Here is a 17,767-nt window from a genome sequence, read left to right on the forward strand (position 1 = left end):
CCTGTGTTTCACTTTTTTGCTCCTGTTGAGTTTTACTGCGACAAGTAGCGTGCAGTGGTTAACGCAAGATGAAGTCGACTTTGATATTTATGATCTGCGCTTAAATCGCGATTTGGTGCTATACGAAAGCGCGGATATTTATTACCACAACGACCAGGTACTTCTGCCTTTTTACGTCGTCACTGGTATGTTAGAGCTGAACCTAAATTACGGTCCTAAAAGCGGTCTAATCACTGGCAAAATCGAACAATCAAATGTTTTGTTTCAACTGCAACAGACACCGCCGTCTAAAAACGGCGTTACTGATTTAAGCAAATCAGAAAAAATGTCAAAAAGCTTTGCCGTACTTATCGACAATGAACTTTACTTAGATACAACGACCTTGGCCTATTTAATTAACGCCAACATCACCATGAAAACTCAAGATCTTGCCATTGAGTTTGTCTCTCAAGGACAGCCATTTCCAATACAAAAACGACTCGCTAGAAGCAATAACAAAGTTGTGCAACAGTCTGATCTGCAGGATCCAACATACGACTTTCTAATCGAAGATCAATATCGAATTTATACGCCCCCTAAAGGCCATGTTTCAATTTCCGCGCGTAAAAATCAATTAAATGACCAACTCAATCTAAATGTACAAACTTACAACGACTTGCTTTACCATGCGTCTCACTTGAGCATGGCGCAAAACACCGACAACCAACTTACCGCACGTTTTAGTATGCGGCGGAGTCAAACGGCTCCGGACAAAAAAATTCTAGGCAGTCTAAATCATTATGCTTTTGGTGATGTCTCCGCCAGCAATACCAGATTGCAATCGGGCTACTCTGGCCTAGGTGTTGTATTTGGCAGCGATCAGGCCAAATACAGTTCTTATTTTGGCAAAATAAACATCGAAGAAGATGCCCCTGCAGGATGGCAAGCTGAGTTGTATAAAAATGGTTTTTTGATGGAAACCGGTACGGTGGCAGAAGATGGTAGAATCATTTTTTCTAACATCGATACGACCTACGGCATAAACCGATTTGAAATAAAGTTGTACGGTCCATATGGTGAAGAACAAATTATCGACCGCGAAGTTATCGTTGGTCACAATATGCTGAAACCCGGTGAATTTAATTTCAATGGCGGCATTATTGATACTGGCAGTAGCCTGTTCAACAATCAGCAATTTAGTGAAAAGTCCTCATCCCCAGCTGCATTTATTCAGACCGAGTTTGGGCTAAATGCCAAAACAAGCTTAGGCTTGTCCTATTTTGTCCAGCAAAACCCAGATGATTCGCAATTGCATGAAGGTATCATTTCACTTACCAGACAATTACCAAATGCGCTGGCTGATGTGAATGTATTTATACAAGAACACGACAAATACAAATTTGACGTCAATTTGCTCGGTAATTTTGGCAATAACTTTCGATACTCAGCCGGGGCATTTTCAAACAAAAATTATGATAATCGAGATGCGACTGCACCGCTTGGCGAACAAAACGGCTATCGAGCTGGATTTACCGCAAGGCTAGGCGCAGTAGGACTCGGCTTAAATGGATATTCAAAATCAAATATCTTTGAACTAGACGGGGTGAGTGGCAATAGCCAGTTTGATGACCTTAACTTTGTTCTCTCATCTCGTTTCAAACAATTTAATATTACCAATACCGTTAATTACAGCTACAACAGTGCGTTAAACTCAACGGCCTATATCACTGATAAAATCGCAATTTCATCTCCTATTGGTGATAAATGGTATTTGCGGACAAGTGCCAATTTTAATATTGAAAACGGAGAAGGCCAAAAAACAGAACTCGACTCTATCGATTTGAATGCAACATGGCGAGCCCCAGCGCACATTTATGCTTCATTTAATGGGCAATACAATGTCGACAATCAATATCGAGTGTCTACTAATGTCAGTGTCAGAAAACAAAAATTCAATATGGTTTTTGGCACCAGCTATTCGAGTGAAACTAAATGGCAAGTGAGTGCCGGTTTAACCTTTAACATCGATTACGACTATCATAATGGCCAAGTCAATTTTCAGAGTGAATACTCAGCGGCATCGTCAACATTAGACTTGATGACCTACATCGATAATAACCAGAATGCACACTATGACGAATACGATGAACCGCTGTCGGGGGTACAATTTGGGGTAAAACCTTACTGGCGCGATATACGTTCAAACACTCAGGGTTTGACCTATCTTCCGGGACTAGGCCACAATGCGCCCATTAAAGTGCATTTTAATACGATGGAAACAAAATCCCCTGCACTTAAACCAGTTAATGATAATTTCAGGTTTTATACCCACGCGGGCGGTGTGACATCATTGGACATTCCATTTAATTATGCTGTCACGCTAGATGGAATTTTAGAAGACAAAACTTATGGTCAAAAAGCCAAATTTGTGCCGGTTCAGCTAGTGGATAAAAATTCAAAAGTCGTGGCTGAGACGTTAACTGACATCGAACACTATTATATGTTTGAAGACCAATGGCCAGGGCAATACGAACTCAGAATAGACCCAGCGTTTTTGGCCAGTAAAAAGCTATATGCCTATCCCAAAACCATCAAACTGACCTTAACCGGCGGCGACCAAGTACTTACGGTCGACACGATTACGATCTCAGATATTAATCGCAGCCAAGTTGACGAAAATTATCAAGGCGATATTGAGCCCAAAAATATCTCTGCTTCCCTGACAAAAACAAACCAAAGGACATCTAAGGAATTACAACGTGGTGAGTTTTTCTCGATTCAGTTTGGCGCATATGACGACCGCGAATATTGCCATATGCGCACGACTGATTTAAAACGAACGGGGGTCGATAAAGCGTTTTATAGTATGGGGACTAAATACTGCACGGTAATGGCCGGTGAGTTTAATTTAAGAGAAGATGCCAACCAATATTTATATCAGATCCCACCTAACGTGCGCACCGATGCCTATGTTCGAGTCTTTAGCACGATTCGTACTGTATTTGCCGTCTTGCTAGAAACTTATACCACAGAGCAAGAATGCCAAAGTTATATCCTACAAAGTGAATTAGTAAACACCTATGTAGAAAACGATAATCAACGATGCAGCGTCTATTTAGGTGACTTTTTAACGGAAGAACTTGCTCAAGACGCTTATAATGCATTGCCATACGTTTACCGAAAAGGAGCAAAAGTTGTTGAACTCTAACATGTCTAAAGCCAGTTATTTGATTGTTGCAACCGCATTGTTCCAGTTTGCGCCTGCGGCTTATTCGCTGGCGGATAGTATCACCCAACAAGCCCAACTCAGCTTTGGTGAATTGGTGCCTAAGTCAGGGTTTTGTGAACTAGACCCGATAAATGGCAATATTTCTAGCCCCGATAATATGTGCTTAGGCAGCGCCCAACTCGCCCACTACCGAATTCAATCGACCCCCAATACACAGCTAATTGTAAGATTTAACTATGTTGAAGATGGAGCGCAGGGGTTGTCATTCGCGCCAAAGGCGCGTCTTGTCAATGATCTTAATGCTACGAGCTTGTCACCTATTGCCGGGGCAGACACTTGGTTTATGACAGGCACCGACGGCACCATTGATTTATATGTGGGTGGTACATTGACTATTTCCAACGCGCTTAGCGGCCTGACATCGTACAATATGTCCTTTGATGTCGAATTTAGAACCCCCTAATTGCAATTCGACTTTTTAAAAGCCAACGGCCCCGTCTTGAATAAATAGACCAAAGATTAAGTCTCACTCATCGACAAACAGATAACCTAAGAGTTAACACTTCGCGTATTTATGTAAGGTGGAAATGATTTTTCTGCGCAGTTCTTTCACGTCTTAGTTCAGTGACAGAGGTCCTTAATGCGGTAATTTGTTGCGGTTATATTCAGGGGGGATGTAATTAGCACTGAGCCGGGCTGAAAACCAACTAGGCCATTAAAAAGCAGACAATATAGAGGATTAATAACAAGTGAGTGCTAACACACCCACTTTAATAGCTGTATAAAAGAAACGTTATTCTGAGTTAGAACTGTCTGTGTAGACTTCCACACCGTCTTTAATATTGCGAAAGAAAAAATCCGAAATAAAAGTGTTGTGCGTTCCGGCCACAGTATTTGATTTCAACAAAGTTAATGTCCCGTAAAGCACAAATTGATCTCCGTAACTATCAACAATGGTTTCTAAAATAACTTCATCGCCAGTAAATTTACCTTTTGGCTTGCGGCCATCATAGACATTAAAACCATAGTCTTTCATCTGGGCTGCAATCATCGACGTTATTAGCTCTTTACCGCCTTCAGGGTTTGCGACATCGGTGACTTTGAGTTTCATCGGTCTGACAACTAAAGGTGCACCATAATGCTCAGACGACAAATTTGAAATCAGATCCATAACAAAATGGCTCACGGTTTTATCTAACGATTTATACTGATTTTTAGCCGAGTTATTTTTAATAAACTGATGATTAAATGACTGAAAAACAGCGTAATCGTTTTCAACGCTGGTTTGCAGTTGACGTTGCTGGCTCATTACCGAAAACTCTTGCTGGGGAACGCGCTTTTCTCGATTTGCAGAACGTTTGGTCAAAGGGGTATTTGCCAACTGACGGCTTGACGGGTTACTGACCACCATAGGGTTTTGTGTTGCCTGGGGATCTTGATTACCTACCAAATTGGTACTTTGCGGATCTGGATTACCCACTATAGTACTGTCATTAGCTTTTAATTTTTTAACGTTGTCGTGTTCAGCGAGCAGAAACGTTTCAGGCTGCTGCAATGCGTCACCCATCAAGGCTTTGTCGTTGGCTTTAGCATTTGGATCAATTTGTAATTCTGCGTCACCACTTTTATTTACCAAAGCCTGTTGTTGAACACCAGGTTTAATTTCAGGGGCGAACCAGCCATCAACAGTTGCACAACCGGATAATGCCAGCAAGATGCTGATTTGAATTAACGGACGGATATTCATCAAAATTACGCTCCAGTTGTTTTACTAATCGCCAATCACAGCGTGTTTATCAGAACTCGGTATGATTGAATCTAAAACAAAATATGGGATAAGCTTTTTACTTGTCGATACGACTCGTTTGTTTTCGAAGTTAACCATTCTTGCGTTAATGATTAATCCTCGTTTGTTGTATGCCATAGTGCCGGTTAATACATAGGTCATTGTTCCGTCGAGCAGCAGTTCGTCTGAATTTCTGGAAAAGACAAAATCCCCAGTAGAAATCACGCGCACGCCCCCTGTGACTTTATAATCAATAACCGGAATGCCGTTTTGCTGCAGTTCATAAATGAAATTTTCTGCCAACATATTGCCAAAATGATTGACGGTCGACAGATCTTCAGAGAATTCAACAAATGACGTTACGCCGACGACCGCATCGTCCATAGGGATAGTTAAATTACGTAAAATTTCAGTGGCCATTTGCTCAATGTATTCACCCACGAGTACCGTATTATTACTGGCTTCTAACGGATGTGAGTAATGAATTGCTCTTGTATCTTCTTGGTATGGATCACCCTGAGCGTTTTGTAAATCCGGTTCATTTTGCAAATGGGTAACCAGTTGTTGGCAGTCAACTAATCGACCCGTTTTTGACACACATAAGGTATCGGCATGCGGTTTATTGGCCTGTTTAGCTTTTTGGTTATCCGATGTTTTAGCATCCGGAAAAAACTCACCCGATGCACAACCAGTAAGTCCCACCAGCAGCGTACTAGATAAAAATAAAGTTAAGAAATTTCTTATCATAATGGCCTCCGACCTATTCGCCAGCTGTCACTGGAATACCGTCGTTTAGATTGCTCGATATTAATGAGTTAATAACATTGCTAGGCAAAAAGCCCTGCGCTGACGCAACAACGGCTTTCGATTGCAATCCAATGACCCGAGCATTAACCATGTAACCTGCAAGGTGTTTGACTAACGTGCCAGTTAACGCGTATTTAATTGGCAATTCACCAGATAGATCGAGGTAATCTTTGCTCAATATAAAGTCACCATCCGGTGATACGCGAATATAATCCGTCGTTTTATAATCTAATACTGGAATGCCAAATTTATGGACTTCGTGGATAAAGCTTTCCGATAATTGCTTACCAATTAAATCTGCTTTTTCGTAGTCGCTGTCTAAAAAGACAAAAGAGGTAACGGCAATTGGCGTGGATGCATTTACATATTGCAAGTTCCCCACAAGATCATGCATCAAACCACGTACATAATAATTGATGTTTTTCATGTCCATGCTCTTCGTCGGTTTACGACTGTGCATGGTGCCAACTTTATTTAATAATTTATCGCGATAGTTTTGCTGAAACTTAACGCTCGCTTCCGCCGTTGTATCGTCTGGATTTGCGGCAATATACTCAGCCTGAGGCGTTTGTTCTGCCGCAACTTTGAGTTGGTCTTCAACCACTTCTTCTTGAGGGGCAGGTTCTTCAAACCAAGACCAACTTTCCATTGTTGCGCAACCAGATAGCATTAACGTGGTTATTACGCTTAAATATACTTTTTTCATTTTAAACTCCTAATACTCGCCACGGTACAAACGGCTGTCTTTTATCTGTACTTTGTTGTGGCTCCACATACTATTTAGCGGCAAATAATCGGTTGCTGCGGCAACTATTGTCTTATCAAAGACACGAATTAATCGAACATTAACGACTAAACTGTTTTGTTGCTGGGTATAACTGCCCGTTAACATGTAATCGGCACTGACCCGAGAATCTAAATCATTAACGTCTCTCGACATCATAATATCGGCATTATTGGTTATTTTAACCGCTGGTAAGGTTTTAAACTCAATGACCTTTAAACCGGCTTGGGTTGCAAACGTCGCAAAACTTTCTTGGATTTGAATGCCATATGGCACTAGCGCTGCATTGTTTTTATTATCGTAACGTTCCGCGGGTAAAAACGTGCCAACCACCATAGGACGCGATACGTCAAAGCCATTAGCAGTGTCGAACAATTGACGGGCAAGGCGTTCTACATGGAAATGCAATGACCCTTCTGAACTTTGTGGCTGATAACTTTTTGGTTTTTCATCCACTTGTTTTACGCCAGCTAATAATGGGTCAGACACCGACGAACACGCAGCCAGAAGCCATATCAGCAATAAGCTGGTCAATCTAAAAAGTGTTTTTAGCTGTGTTTGTCGATAATACATAGTCTATTCCGCACATCAGTAAACTGGGTTTATGGCTTTGATTAAAGCAATTTAGATGCCAATACCTAATTGACGCGTTTTGGCCACCAAGCGCTTTGATTAATACCCTCGTTTGGTCGCGTATTTGAAGGATGCCGGTGGTTAAAAACATTGTATATATTTAGTCATTGACGCCGCTGACATTTGCCACTTCATTATTAGCTATTGCAAATTCAACTTAATAAAGGTTAATCAAGCAAGAACAAAACGTTTATAATATTCTTCATTCAGGAACCTTATTTTGTGTTCCACAGTTTAAATCCAAAAGCACAACTCATGGAGCTTAAACTCGACTCAGTTTTCAAATTACTTTTAACAATTATAGGATCTAAACATGACTCAATTTAAAAACGTGGCTATCGATGTAAACGCCAATATCTATTTTGATGGCAAAGTGACAAGCCGCACGGTAACTTTTGAAGACGGCTCAACAAAAACACTTGGTGTCATGTTGCCTGGCGATTATGAATTTAATACAGCAGCTAAAGAGTTAATGGAAATTAATGCTGGTGAACTCACTGTGCTATTACCTGATTCAGAATGGCAAACAATTGTTGCGCCTGATAGCTTTTACGTTCCAGCAAATGCATCATTTAAACTTAAAGTGACTAAAACAGCAGACTACTGCTGCAGTTATTTATAATCCACACGATTTACTTTGTGTCGTAAAGTAACACCTAATAAGTGTTGCTTTACTCAAAAACTCGGCACCTGTAGATATTTCCATTACGGATCATTAACTGTTGCCGAGCTCCTCTAAAATAAAGTCAATGAACACTCTAATTTTTGCAGGTAAATGTTGCCGACTGGCATAAATAAGGTAGACCCCGATATCGGGCATTCCGTAGTCATTTAACATTGGTACCAGCGTGCCATTGTCTAACTCGTCAGTAAGATTAAATGTTGGAAGCCTAATAATCCCCTGCCCCGCAACACAAAGCTCGAGCAGCAATTCAGGGCTACTTGAGGTAACTGACGTTTTTAGATGCACCAGTTGCTCGCGCCCTTCACTGTCAAAGTAACTCCATATCTGTGGATGTTTCAAATAGCTATAGGTTAATACCTTGTGTTCAGCCAAATCTTGCGGTGTGGTCGGCATACCGTATTCTTTTATATAACTCGGTGCAGCGAGAGTTAACGCTTTAGCTGTCATAAATTTACGACAAACTAAACTAGAGTCTTGAAGTTGACTGGTCGCTCGAATAACCACATCAAAACCATCTGCAACTACATCCACTTTTTTGTCGCTCAAATCAACATTAATGGTAATTTGAGGGTACTTCGCCATAAACTTGGCAATTATGGGGCGAATGCGAGATAGACCAAAACTCACCGGGCAGCTAATTTTTAGTTCTCCTTGCGGCTCTGCTTGTCGGCCACTTAGGTCGTGGACAGCCTGTTGTGCGCTATCGATTATATGACGAGCTTGTTGGTAATAAATTTCACCTTCGTAGGTCAACCTAATCGTTCTTGTCGTACGTTGCAGTAATCGTACGCCCAGTCTGTTTTCTAGTTTGTTTATTTCTTTACTAATGTAAGAAGTTGAGTGACCACTGCGTTGAGCGGCTAATGTAAAACTACCAACATCAACAACTTCGACAAATATGACCATGCCGTCTAATAATTTACTATCAAATGCCATCTAACGATTCCTAGCGGTGCGGGTTACAAACATATAGTGCACTGAAAATTTGAACTGAAATACTAAAAGTGGCATTCACACTCACACTTTAATTGCTGGTTATTTTCTATAGCTATCAATTTTATTGAAATCAAGTTTGACCACCCAATTATCAATCCCATCTAACAAAAGTTGTTCTGAGACGATTTGGGCAACTTTTCGGTTGTTATATTCACCATATAGCAGTCTATAATATTTGCCATAGGTTCCCGTATATAAACTCGATATATCTAATTTTTGTGCTTTGACAAATAAACCTATCGATTCTACATTTTTAAAACTGCCAATTTGTACCGAATAGCGCATGTTTTTATCAGTAACTTTTTCACCTTTGCTATCTGATTCTTGAAATTCTTGTTGGGAATTCATTACAGGTGATGCCGCACTTAACACCGCATGCGGTTTTAGTTCGTTTTTATGTTGTTCACGCTCCACCCGGTGCTGTTTTTGTTGGGCATTTATTCCAGTTAATACTCGATTTTGGAACGCTGTTGGAGATACCTCGGCTATAGCTGCAGTTGAATTGTCTAGATTAGATTGTTGGCTTCCACTATCGGCTTCTCGGGTCACGCGACTGTCACTTGAATATCTAGCGGGTAACGAACGAACAACTTTGCCTAAACGGTAGTTTATGCCCAACGAAATTTGCTCACCATCAAACACTGAAGTGTTATCAATAATTCGTTTTAGTGAGAACGTAAACCGCCATCTATCATTGATTTCATAATAAGTGGCGATACTTATCTGACCCATTACGTCACCGCTGTCGGGGTAACTATCGGTTGCCGCAGCTGGTAATTCCGGTAATGTTTTAGTCGCCACGAGTAGATTAATTTGAGGTACAATTTGCCAATTAGACAAATACCATTGGTATCCCATTCCAATTTTTACAAAGCCAAAATTGGTCTCCTCAATACCGGTAATAGTAGGAACTTCTAATGCATCGAGATATTCAAATGAGAACGAACCGGTCATGCCATTTGTTTGCCATGGAGCATATTCAAATGACAAGTCCACTGCTTCTAGAGTGTTCGCTTGGTAGTGCGCCAGATTGATACCTGCAGACCAATTAGAATATAAGATTTGCTGCTCAGCGGAGTAACCAACCGAGACAAAACAACAGAATGTTGCCAGCAGGATGTTTTTGAGCATCTTAAGCTTATCTTTAAGCTCTAATTTTAATAACACAGTATTCATTTAATGGATTCAACTCTCGTCATGCTGTAGTATTTTATCGTCATATTGACCCAAAGCTTTAATGATACAAGGTTCAACAAGGAATATTAAGTATGGTTGCTTACGCCCAAATAGGAATTATTTTGTGAAAAGAATTAATAACGTATCAAAATTAAAGTTGGTTGAATTTCTAAATCGGGTCGATTTATTTAAAGCCCTCAGCCCTCGTGAACGTAACGAAATTGCCAATTTGCCTAACCTTGTGGTGATGATAGAACAAAACGAAATATTCATTCGTCGTGGCGAACACGACTCGAGTTTCTACATCTTATTAAGTGGCGACGTATCGGTTACGATAAATAAAAAGCACGTAGCGAATGTTGGCCCAGGTCATTTTATCGGTGAAGTTGGCTTCATTTGTAACGAACCACGAAGTGCAACAGTAAAAACACTTACCGAAATTATTGCGTTGCGGATCACCAAAGAGCTTTTCGACAAATTGCCGATAAAAGTAAGAGAAGGCATAAAAAGCAAAATCATCTCTGGATTAGTTGACCGAGTCGTCGCTCAAAATACCAAAATTGTTGACCTTGAAGAAAAAGTTCTTAAATACGAAACAGACGCCGCCGCAATAGAAGGTACCGATATTACGACGGAAAACGGTGACAATGTTAAAGGTCAATCAAAAGAGGCTGCTACTCAAAAAGGCTCACACCGATTAGATATCCCATTAAAAGATCGATAATGCCACAATAAAAAACAACAGACTGATTGGTTAACTTACCGCTGAGTATCAACTTAAATACGTCCGTTTTGCACCTGTTTGTTAGCTAAATTCACATCAAGCACTTTGATATGCAGCACTTTCTTAAGAAATGCTTAAGAAATGCTTAACATATACTGAAAGTCCCCTTCTTTGTCATAAATCGGTAGACATATAGCAAAAGCTTTTTTATGGTATGCCCGCTTTAATATAACGTTGCTGTTCGTAATTGTTGTTAAAACACTCTAATTATGCATTATAGGGAATAAAAAATTGAACAAAGTAATTTTGTTTTTTAAGAATACAACCGTTACTGCGAACCAAGTAGTATTTGCATCCTGCTGCTATATTGCGTTAATTTTAAACTTACCGTTTTTAACAAAAACATCGCAAGCTATTATTGAAGTCGAAAACTACAATGTGTTTTTTTTGTGCTCTGTTCCGTTATTTTTATTAAATTTAACTGTCCTTTTTCAAGCTCCATTAGCCATTAAATGGCTAACAAAACCAATCTTAATTCTTACAACAATGACCTCCGCACTGATCTTTTACGGTACGGTGTCGTATGGCATAGTGTTTGACTACGGTATGGTGCAAAACTCATTTGAAACCGATACCGCAGAAGCTCTGTCTTACCTAAATTTTTACGCTGTGCTGTTTTTTGCCATTTTTGGCCTGCTCCCCGCCGGTATTATTTATCTCGTAAACATAACGTATAAACCATTTTTCCAAGAACTATTAAGTCGATTAAAATTGCTATCATTAAGCTTTCTTTGCGCAACAATTATTGCGGCATTGTTCTACTCACATTACGCCTCAGTTGGCCGTAATAACAAAGATTTAATAGGTTATATCACCCCTTACAAAATGGTCGATGCGACTCAGAAATTTATTAAAAACACCTATTTTTATTCACCTCTCAAATTTAAAACACTCGACGCGACACCAACCTTTAATCGTGTTAATAAGAAAAAACACGTCACCGTATTAATTTTGGGTGAAACCGCTCGCGCTCAGAACTTTGCCCTTAATGGCTATGATAAACCGACAAATCCTTACACTAAGAAACTCGGGGTTGTGTCGTTTTCTAATATGTATTCGTGCGGTACCGCAACGGCAATTTCAGTTCCTTGTATGTTCTCCAGACTAAACAAAAGCAACTACAGTCGACGTTTGGCCTCGGCTCAACAAAATGCATTGGATATCGTTCAACAAGCCGGCGCAGATGTTGTTTGGATAAGTAATAATAATGGCAGTTGTAAAGGCGTTTGTGCACGAATTGAAACGACGAAGATCCCAACTTACTCAGACCACGAATTGTGTGATGGCGAATATTGTTATGACGAAATCTTATTGGAACCCTTAAAGGCAAAATTAAGTCAGCTCGACAATAACAATACCTTCATTGTATTGCATATGATTGGGTCTCACGGTCCCACCTATTACCGACGTTACCCGCAATCAAAACAAATATTTCTACCAGATTGCCAACGTAGCGACTTACAAAACTGCAACCACAAAGAAGTTGTAAATACCTACAACAATACAATTGCTTACACCGACTTTGTTATCGCTAAGACTATTGAAGAATTAAAACTGATTACTTCAGAAAGTGACATAGAAACGTCCTTGTTATACATATCCGATCATGGTGAATCTCTTGGTGAAAATGGTGTCTATTTACATGGCTTACCGTACGCTTTTGCACCAAAAGAACAAATCCATGTGCCAATGATTTACTGGAGCAATAACATGGCCTCATCATTTGATCCTACGTGCCTTACAAAGGTCGCAAAGAAAAAACTCACCCATGACATTGTGTTTGATTTAATCATGAATATTGCTGAAGTAAAAACCACAACTTACAACGCTAAAAACGACCCGCTTAAAACCTGTCGACTTTAATTCGACAGGTTTTCAATTTAGTGGTTTTATCCCCCCAGAGCTGAAATCAGTTAGCCCTAATTGAGCTTAATATTGCATTCAATAATAATTAATTGATTTTATTATCGTTTAAATGCCTAAACCTGTTTTATAATTGACAAAATAGAAAACAGTTTTTGTGATCTTGCGCATACTCTCCAATGCCTACAAAAGCCCCCAGAAATCGTACCGATAAGGAATGATCCGTTATGGCTGAACAACTACCAGACTTAATCGAAGAGGTAATTCTAGCCTCTAACGATGAAGACAATGAATTTATGCCTTCAATTGTTGCTGCTAAAGATGAAAATGAACTCGCTTTATTGCTGGAATCATTGCCTTTAGAGCAACGACTTGATGTGTGGAATAATATTCAGCCACATAAAAAACTCGATGTATTAATTGCTATGCGTGGCGATCCGCGCGAGACAATCATCAATGAAACCGATGAAGAAGATTGGGATAATTTATTTCTCGATATTGAGGCAGAAGATCTACTCGAACTTGCAGAGTCTCTACCAGACCAACTCGTCGAGCGTGCCTATGCGGCTATGGATAAACTGCAGAAACAATATTTCTTTGAAGCAAGTCAGTTTACTGAAGAACAAACTGGGCATTGGTTAAATCCAGACTATTTAGTGCTGCCAATCACGGCCCGGATCAGAGACTCGAATCGATTATTGCGACGGGAAGTTGGAGAGCATATCGACACCTTATTTTTAGTTAACCGGGCAGGAATGTTTTCCGCCGCTGTAAAACTTAATAAGTTGTTTGGGGTTCCGGAACATATTCCTTTGGTTGATTTAGCCGAAGAGTCCATCAATACACTCAACGCCAATGACGACTGTCAAAAAACGTCGTTAGAAGTACAAAATTCTGGTTATTCATCTTTACCGGTTCTCGATGATACTGGCAAATTACTTGGCCGCTTAGATGTGCGAACCGCAAGTGAGATTGTTAACGAGTCGTACGAACGAAGTATGATGGCATCAGCGGGTATGGATGAAGATGAAGATTTATTTTCTTCGGTTAAAAAAAGTGCCAAAGGCCGAGCATTGTGGCTTGGGATAAATTTACTTACCGCATTTCTAGCCAGTGCATTTATCGGCATGTTTGAAGCAACATTGCAACAAGTCGTTGCATTAGCGGTATTGATGCCTGTCGTGGCCAGTATGGGCGGGATTGCGGGAAGTCAGACACTTACCCTTATTATTCGAGGGTTAGCTTTAGGGCAAGTCACCAGCGCAAACGTAAAGGCACTATTAATCAAAGAACTAAAGGTAGGTGGGCTTAACGGTGTAATTTGGGCCGCTATTATTGGCTTAGTCTCGTTTTTATGGTTTGGTGATCATTTACTTGGCATTGTTATTGGCATTGCAATTTTATTCAACATTGTGGCGGCGGCATTTGCTGGCGTATTTGTGCCGGTTATTTTAGAGAAATTAAAAATAGATCCCGCTTTATCTGGCGCGGTCATTCTCACCACCGTCACCGATATCGTTGGGTTTGTTGCCTTTTTAGGGCTCGGCACCCTATTTTTGATTAATTGATGATACGTGTTAGAAAAGCGGTTGGTTATTTTGTACAAGTTACCAACCCATTCCTCTCGCTTTAATCAAACGAAACCCGCTGGAAATGTGGATTTTTGACACTCACCTCTAGCGTTGAAATGTTGTCTAACACAACCAACCTATCGGCATTATTTACATGTATTTTTATGCACTCTTGCTTTTTCTTATTGAGCGCAGTGTCTAATGCAATTCCGTTTATCACATCGCCTGCTTTCATTACAACCTTAATGGGGTAACGGTTCATACAAGCAATTTCGATATAATCGTAGTGATTACAACTGATCATAAAACTGACTTTTCCCTAATATAAGTAGCGCGATTAACTAAGGACAATTTAAAACTATGCATAGGTGTTCAGACCGATTGCTCGTAAGCTAACGTTAACCACTGAATAACGTCATTATCTATGTCACTTAGACAATGTAATTGTATTCTATGGGTACACATAGTGCCAAATGGCCCGGAGTTTTCTAACTTCCCTTGAACGTCAACGCCTTTTAGTTTTAAGCCTAAATCTATTCTTGATTTTGTCGCCGGTTTTATTAAAGCAAACTGCCTTTTTCGAATTAAACTTACGCTGCCTTTTTTAGGGGTGATAACAATGTCAGCACCAAATTTTTCGACGAGTGTGATGAGTTTGTCATACATAGGCTTGAGTGACTCTTTACCTTGGTATTGAGTCAAAACTAAATCAACCTGTGGTTCATTTTTCTCTTTTGCTAAGGTCACTATCGTATTAGCAAAACCATGGGTTACTCCATGTTCTGTTTTTAAGTATTTAACCGCCTCTGAGTGTTTTTCAAATGTTTCATTGGCCAAAATATCTATCCACTGCTCGAGACTTTTACCTGTTTTTTCAGGCATATTGTTGATCATTGTTTGAAGTGCATTATCCATAGTGTTCACTTTTAATTTTAATCCCGTAAGTTACCTAGCAATTTATTTCTATCTAAATCGCTTTTGGGGGTAATTGGTACATAGCTAAGCTTAGTCAACAACTTGACAATTGAAAATGATTTTGCAAATGATTAGAAACTAAAATCACCTTTTTATAGATATAAATCAGCATTGTCCACAACACGTGATTTATACATTTATGTAAATTACTATGCTATAAAAGCAGATAAAGGATTATACCAATCCTACTAAATTCTAAATAACGGCCTAATATGACTAAAAGTACTTTTTTGGGAAAATTCCTTACCGAGTTGCGTCGTCGTAATGTGATCAGAACAAGCGTCGCATACCTTGGTTCTTGCTGGTTGTTACTTCAATTTCTCGATGTTGCTTCACAATTAATGATTATCGATGTCATTGTCGGTGCCTTCATGTTTATCTTCATGTTGTGTCTTTTCCCAGTGGTTATTTACATCTCTTGGCATTTTCAATTTACTAACTCAACATGGGTACGTACTGCTACAGTTGATTTTGACGAAGACGGCGAGCCCGTTATCCCCCCGCCTCTTGGTTGGGGAAGTTGGGTCGGATTAGTCATGATAATTTCACTTAGTTTGGGTATCGGTTATCAATATTTTCATGTCGTAAAAGACCGCCAAGATATAGAAGCAGATGGGTTAGTTAAAATAGTGTCTGCCGATTCAATTGCTGTATTGCCGTTTGTTGACCAAAGTGCCGACAAAGACCAATCTTATTTGGCCATAGGTTTGGCCGAGGAACTCACGAGTTTGTTAGGGCAAACCGACGGATTTCGAGTGGCCGCCTCAAGGTCGTCGCAGGTTCTTACAGATAAAGGGTTTTCCCCTGTTGATATTGGTAGACGACTTAATGTGCAAACCGTGCTCTCAGGTTCGGTGGTTAATGTCGGCAATCGAGTCAAAATTCGGGTAGAACTCCTAGACACTAAAAACGGTCATACACTTTGGACAGAAAATTTTCTGAGAGAAATGAAAGATATATTTGATCTGCAGTCAGAAATAGGTCGCTCGGTTGTTAATTTATTACAAGACAAATACCTCGAATCTGGTTCATTGCGTTCGCTTTCAGCGACCAATAGCACTGACGCTTACGTCGTCTACCTTAAGGGTCGCGAAGCCTATCGACTGCAAACCACGGAAAGTTTCAAAGAGGCAAGAAAGCTTTTTGAGCAAGCCATTGCGCTAGACCCTGAATATGCCCAAGCCTACGTTAGTTTGGCGGATACTTTGGCGCTGTTGGGAGATGGTTCGACACAATATGGGGTTTTGGCCAACGATGTTGCCGCAACACTTGCCGAGCGTAATGTCGAAAAAGCCCTCGTGCGTCAGCCCAATATGCCCCGAGCTTATGCCGTAGTAGGGTATATCGCAATGATCCGAGATGAGTTTGAAAAGTCACTAGGGGCTTTTGACAAAGCCATAGAACTTAACCCAAGTTTAGCCATTGCATATATGTGGAAGTCGCGTGCTTTAGCTGAACTACAACGTTTTGATGAGTCATTTGCGGCTCTAATTAAAGCGAACGAGCTCGACCCCCTATTTCGTAGTGCAACTTATAACTTAGGTGTTGAGTTAGAGATACGTGGCAGATATCAAGAAGCAGAAGACATTTATAAACAACTGCTAATCGATTATCCAGACTTCCCTTCATCTCATTCAGGGCTCGCGGGAATTTATTTTAGTCAAGGCAATTATAGCGCTTCTATTCAAGAGGCTTATCTTGCTCATAAGCTTTCTCCAGAAAATGAAGAGCTTAAAATCAAGTTAATTGGCTCTCTTCTTCAACTTAAATTAACAGATATCATAAGAACGTTAACAGATGATCCAATCTACGATGCAACGCTGTTATTGATAGAAAAAAATTATCAGCAATTGTTTAAAAATATGGATTTTGAAGTTGCAGCAAACCCAGACGATTATTGGGTTGCCTTCGAAGCAGGTTGGTACAACGCCATGGTGGGAGATAAAAGCAAAGCAGTCACTCTGCTCACTGAAAAACAAGCTGGTCTTTCAGAAACCGATAAATTTTCAATGCCATATTGTTCACCGGCAATCGAGATCGCCTGGGCTCATAAACAATTAGGTCAAATAGATCAATTTAACAAAATTCACCAACAATGTGAGTCGTTGAAAAACGATCAAATTGACTCTTCTATTAAGTATTTTGAACTCGATTATCTAGCAGCCCGTTTAGCGGCTCTCAATGGTGATCCTAATTCAGCGCTAAGCAACCTTGAGACTGCCATAAAAAACGGCTGGCGAGAATGGTGGACCCACATAGACCCATTGTTAGATAGTATTAAAGACGAACCGAAATTTAAGGAACAGATGTTGTTTTTAGAAAATGAGCTTAGTAAGCAACGTCAAGAGGTTCGAGAGTTTTATAAAACGGTAGAATAGCTTTGACCAAAATCAGAGCGCGCTGTCAACACGCCTTTTTGCTAATCGCTTTAGGCCGTTACAAATGATAGGCCATCTCCACAAAAAAGGGCATATTCATAATATATGCCCTTTCAATCGT

At 40.1% G+C, this 17,767-nt stretch carries 15 protein-coding genes; 7 read left to right on the plus strand and 8 right to left on the minus strand.

What is annotated here, in order from left to right:
* Positions 1–49 precede the first annotated feature (49 nt).
* Positions 50–3,187 (plus strand): hypothetical protein, encoded by a 3,138-nt coding sequence (locus tag Q4575_RS04430; protein WP_303521438.1) that lies wholly within the window; start codon positions 50–52, stop codon positions 3,185–3,187.
* Positions 3,174–3,671, plus strand: a complete 498-nt coding sequence (locus Q4575_RS04435; protein WP_215964346.1) for a hypothetical protein — start codon at positions 3,174–3,176, stop codon at positions 3,669–3,671. The genes Q4575_RS04430 and Q4575_RS04435 overlap by 14 nt, the downstream gene beginning before the upstream one ends.
* A 330-nt stretch (positions 3,672–4,001) precedes the next feature.
* Here the strand turns inward: Q4575_RS04435 and Q4575_RS04440 are convergent, their stop codons facing one another.
* The 4 genes from Q4575_RS04440 to Q4575_RS04455 are packed head-to-tail and all read right to left on the minus strand — an operon-like array spanning position 4,002 to position 7,158.
* Positions 4,002–4,958: a hypothetical protein gene (locus tag Q4575_RS04440; protein ID WP_303521439.1), complete on the minus strand. Its 957-nt coding sequence runs from the start codon at positions 4,956–4,958 to the stop codon at positions 4,002–4,004.
* Positions 4,959–4,979: 21 nt separating this feature from the next.
* Positions 4,980–5,741: a FlgO family outer membrane protein gene (locus Q4575_RS04445; protein ID WP_215964344.1), complete on the minus strand. Its 762-nt coding sequence runs from the start codon at positions 5,739–5,741 to the stop codon at positions 4,980–4,982.
* Positions 5,742–5,754: 13 nt separating this feature from the next.
* A complete protein-coding gene (locus tag Q4575_RS04450) occupies positions 5,755–6,507 on the minus strand; it encodes a FlgO family outer membrane protein (RefSeq protein ID WP_252736763.1) in 753 nt (250 codons plus the stop codon).
* 9 nt (positions 6,508–6,516) lie between these two features.
* Complete coding sequence (locus tag Q4575_RS04455; protein ID WP_272182176.1) at positions 6,517–7,158, minus strand: FlgO family outer membrane protein; 642 nt, start codon at positions 7,156–7,158, stop codon at positions 6,517–6,519.
* A gap of 373 nt (positions 7,159–7,531) precedes the next feature.
* Here Q4575_RS04455 and Q4575_RS04460 point away from each other — a divergent pair, with 373 nt between their 5' ends.
* Positions 7,532–7,840, plus strand: a complete 309-nt coding sequence (locus tag Q4575_RS04460) for a pyrimidine/purine nucleoside phosphorylase (RefSeq protein ID WP_215964342.1) — start codon at positions 7,532–7,534, stop codon at positions 7,838–7,840.
* Between the two features lie 93 nt (positions 7,841–7,933).
* On the opposite strand, the gene Q4575_RS04465 is transcribed toward Q4575_RS04460, so the two are convergent.
* On the minus strand, positions 7,934–8,839 hold the full coding sequence (locus tag Q4575_RS04465; protein WP_215964341.1) for a LysR family transcriptional regulator: 906 nt from the start codon (positions 8,837–8,839) through the stop codon (positions 7,934–7,936).
* Between the two features lie 99 nt (positions 8,840–8,938).
* On the minus strand, positions 8,939–10,075 hold the full coding sequence (locus Q4575_RS04470; protein ID WP_215964340.1) for an SPOR domain-containing protein: 1,137 nt from the start codon (positions 10,073–10,075) through the stop codon (positions 8,939–8,941).
* Between the two features lie 124 nt (positions 10,076–10,199).
* Here Q4575_RS04470 and Q4575_RS04475 point away from each other — a divergent pair, with 124 nt between their 5' ends.
* The 3 genes from Q4575_RS04475 to Q4575_RS04485 all read left to right on the plus strand — a co-directional run bounded on the left by Q4575_RS04475 (position 10,200) and on the right by Q4575_RS04485 (position 14,290).
* Positions 10,200–10,799: a cyclic nucleotide-binding domain-containing protein gene (locus tag Q4575_RS04475; RefSeq protein ID WP_303521441.1), complete on the plus strand. Its 600-nt coding sequence runs from the start codon at positions 10,200–10,202 to the stop codon at positions 10,797–10,799.
* Positions 10,800–11,090: 291 nt separating this feature from the next.
* Positions 11,091–12,722: a phosphoethanolamine transferase gene (locus Q4575_RS04480; RefSeq protein WP_303521442.1), complete on the plus strand. Its 1,632-nt coding sequence runs from the start codon at positions 11,091–11,093 to the stop codon at positions 12,720–12,722.
* 227 nt (positions 12,723–12,949) lie between these two features.
* Complete coding sequence (locus tag Q4575_RS04485; protein ID WP_215964337.1) at positions 12,950–14,290, plus strand: magnesium transporter; 1,341 nt, start codon at positions 12,950–12,952, stop codon at positions 14,288–14,290.
* Between the two features lie 61 nt (positions 14,291–14,351).
* On the opposite strand, the gene Q4575_RS04490 is transcribed toward Q4575_RS04485, so the two are convergent.
* Both Q4575_RS04490 and Q4575_RS04495 read right to left on the minus strand, forming a co-directional pair.
* Entirely contained in the window at positions 14,352–14,597 is a 246-nt protein-coding gene (locus Q4575_RS04490) for a Rho-binding antiterminator (RefSeq protein ID WP_303521443.1), read from the minus strand.
* 68 nt (positions 14,598–14,665) lie between these two features.
* Complete coding sequence (locus tag Q4575_RS04495; RefSeq protein ID WP_303521444.1) at positions 14,666–15,208, minus strand: DUF4287 domain-containing protein; 543 nt, start codon at positions 15,206–15,208, stop codon at positions 14,666–14,668.
* 272 nt (positions 15,209–15,480) lie between these two features.
* Here Q4575_RS04495 and Q4575_RS04500 point away from each other — a divergent pair, with 272 nt between their 5' ends.
* A complete protein-coding gene (locus tag Q4575_RS04500; RefSeq protein ID WP_303521445.1) occupies positions 15,481–17,646 on the plus strand; it encodes a tetratricopeptide repeat protein in 2,166 nt (721 codons plus the stop codon).
* The last annotated feature ends 121 nt before the right edge of the window (positions 17,647–17,767 follow it).

Origin of the sequence: Psychrosphaera sp. 1_MG-2023, assembly GCF_030548245.1 — a bacterium.
Taxonomy (GTDB): domain Bacteria; phylum Pseudomonadota; class Gammaproteobacteria; order Enterobacterales; family Alteromonadaceae; genus Psychrosphaera; species Psychrosphaera algicola.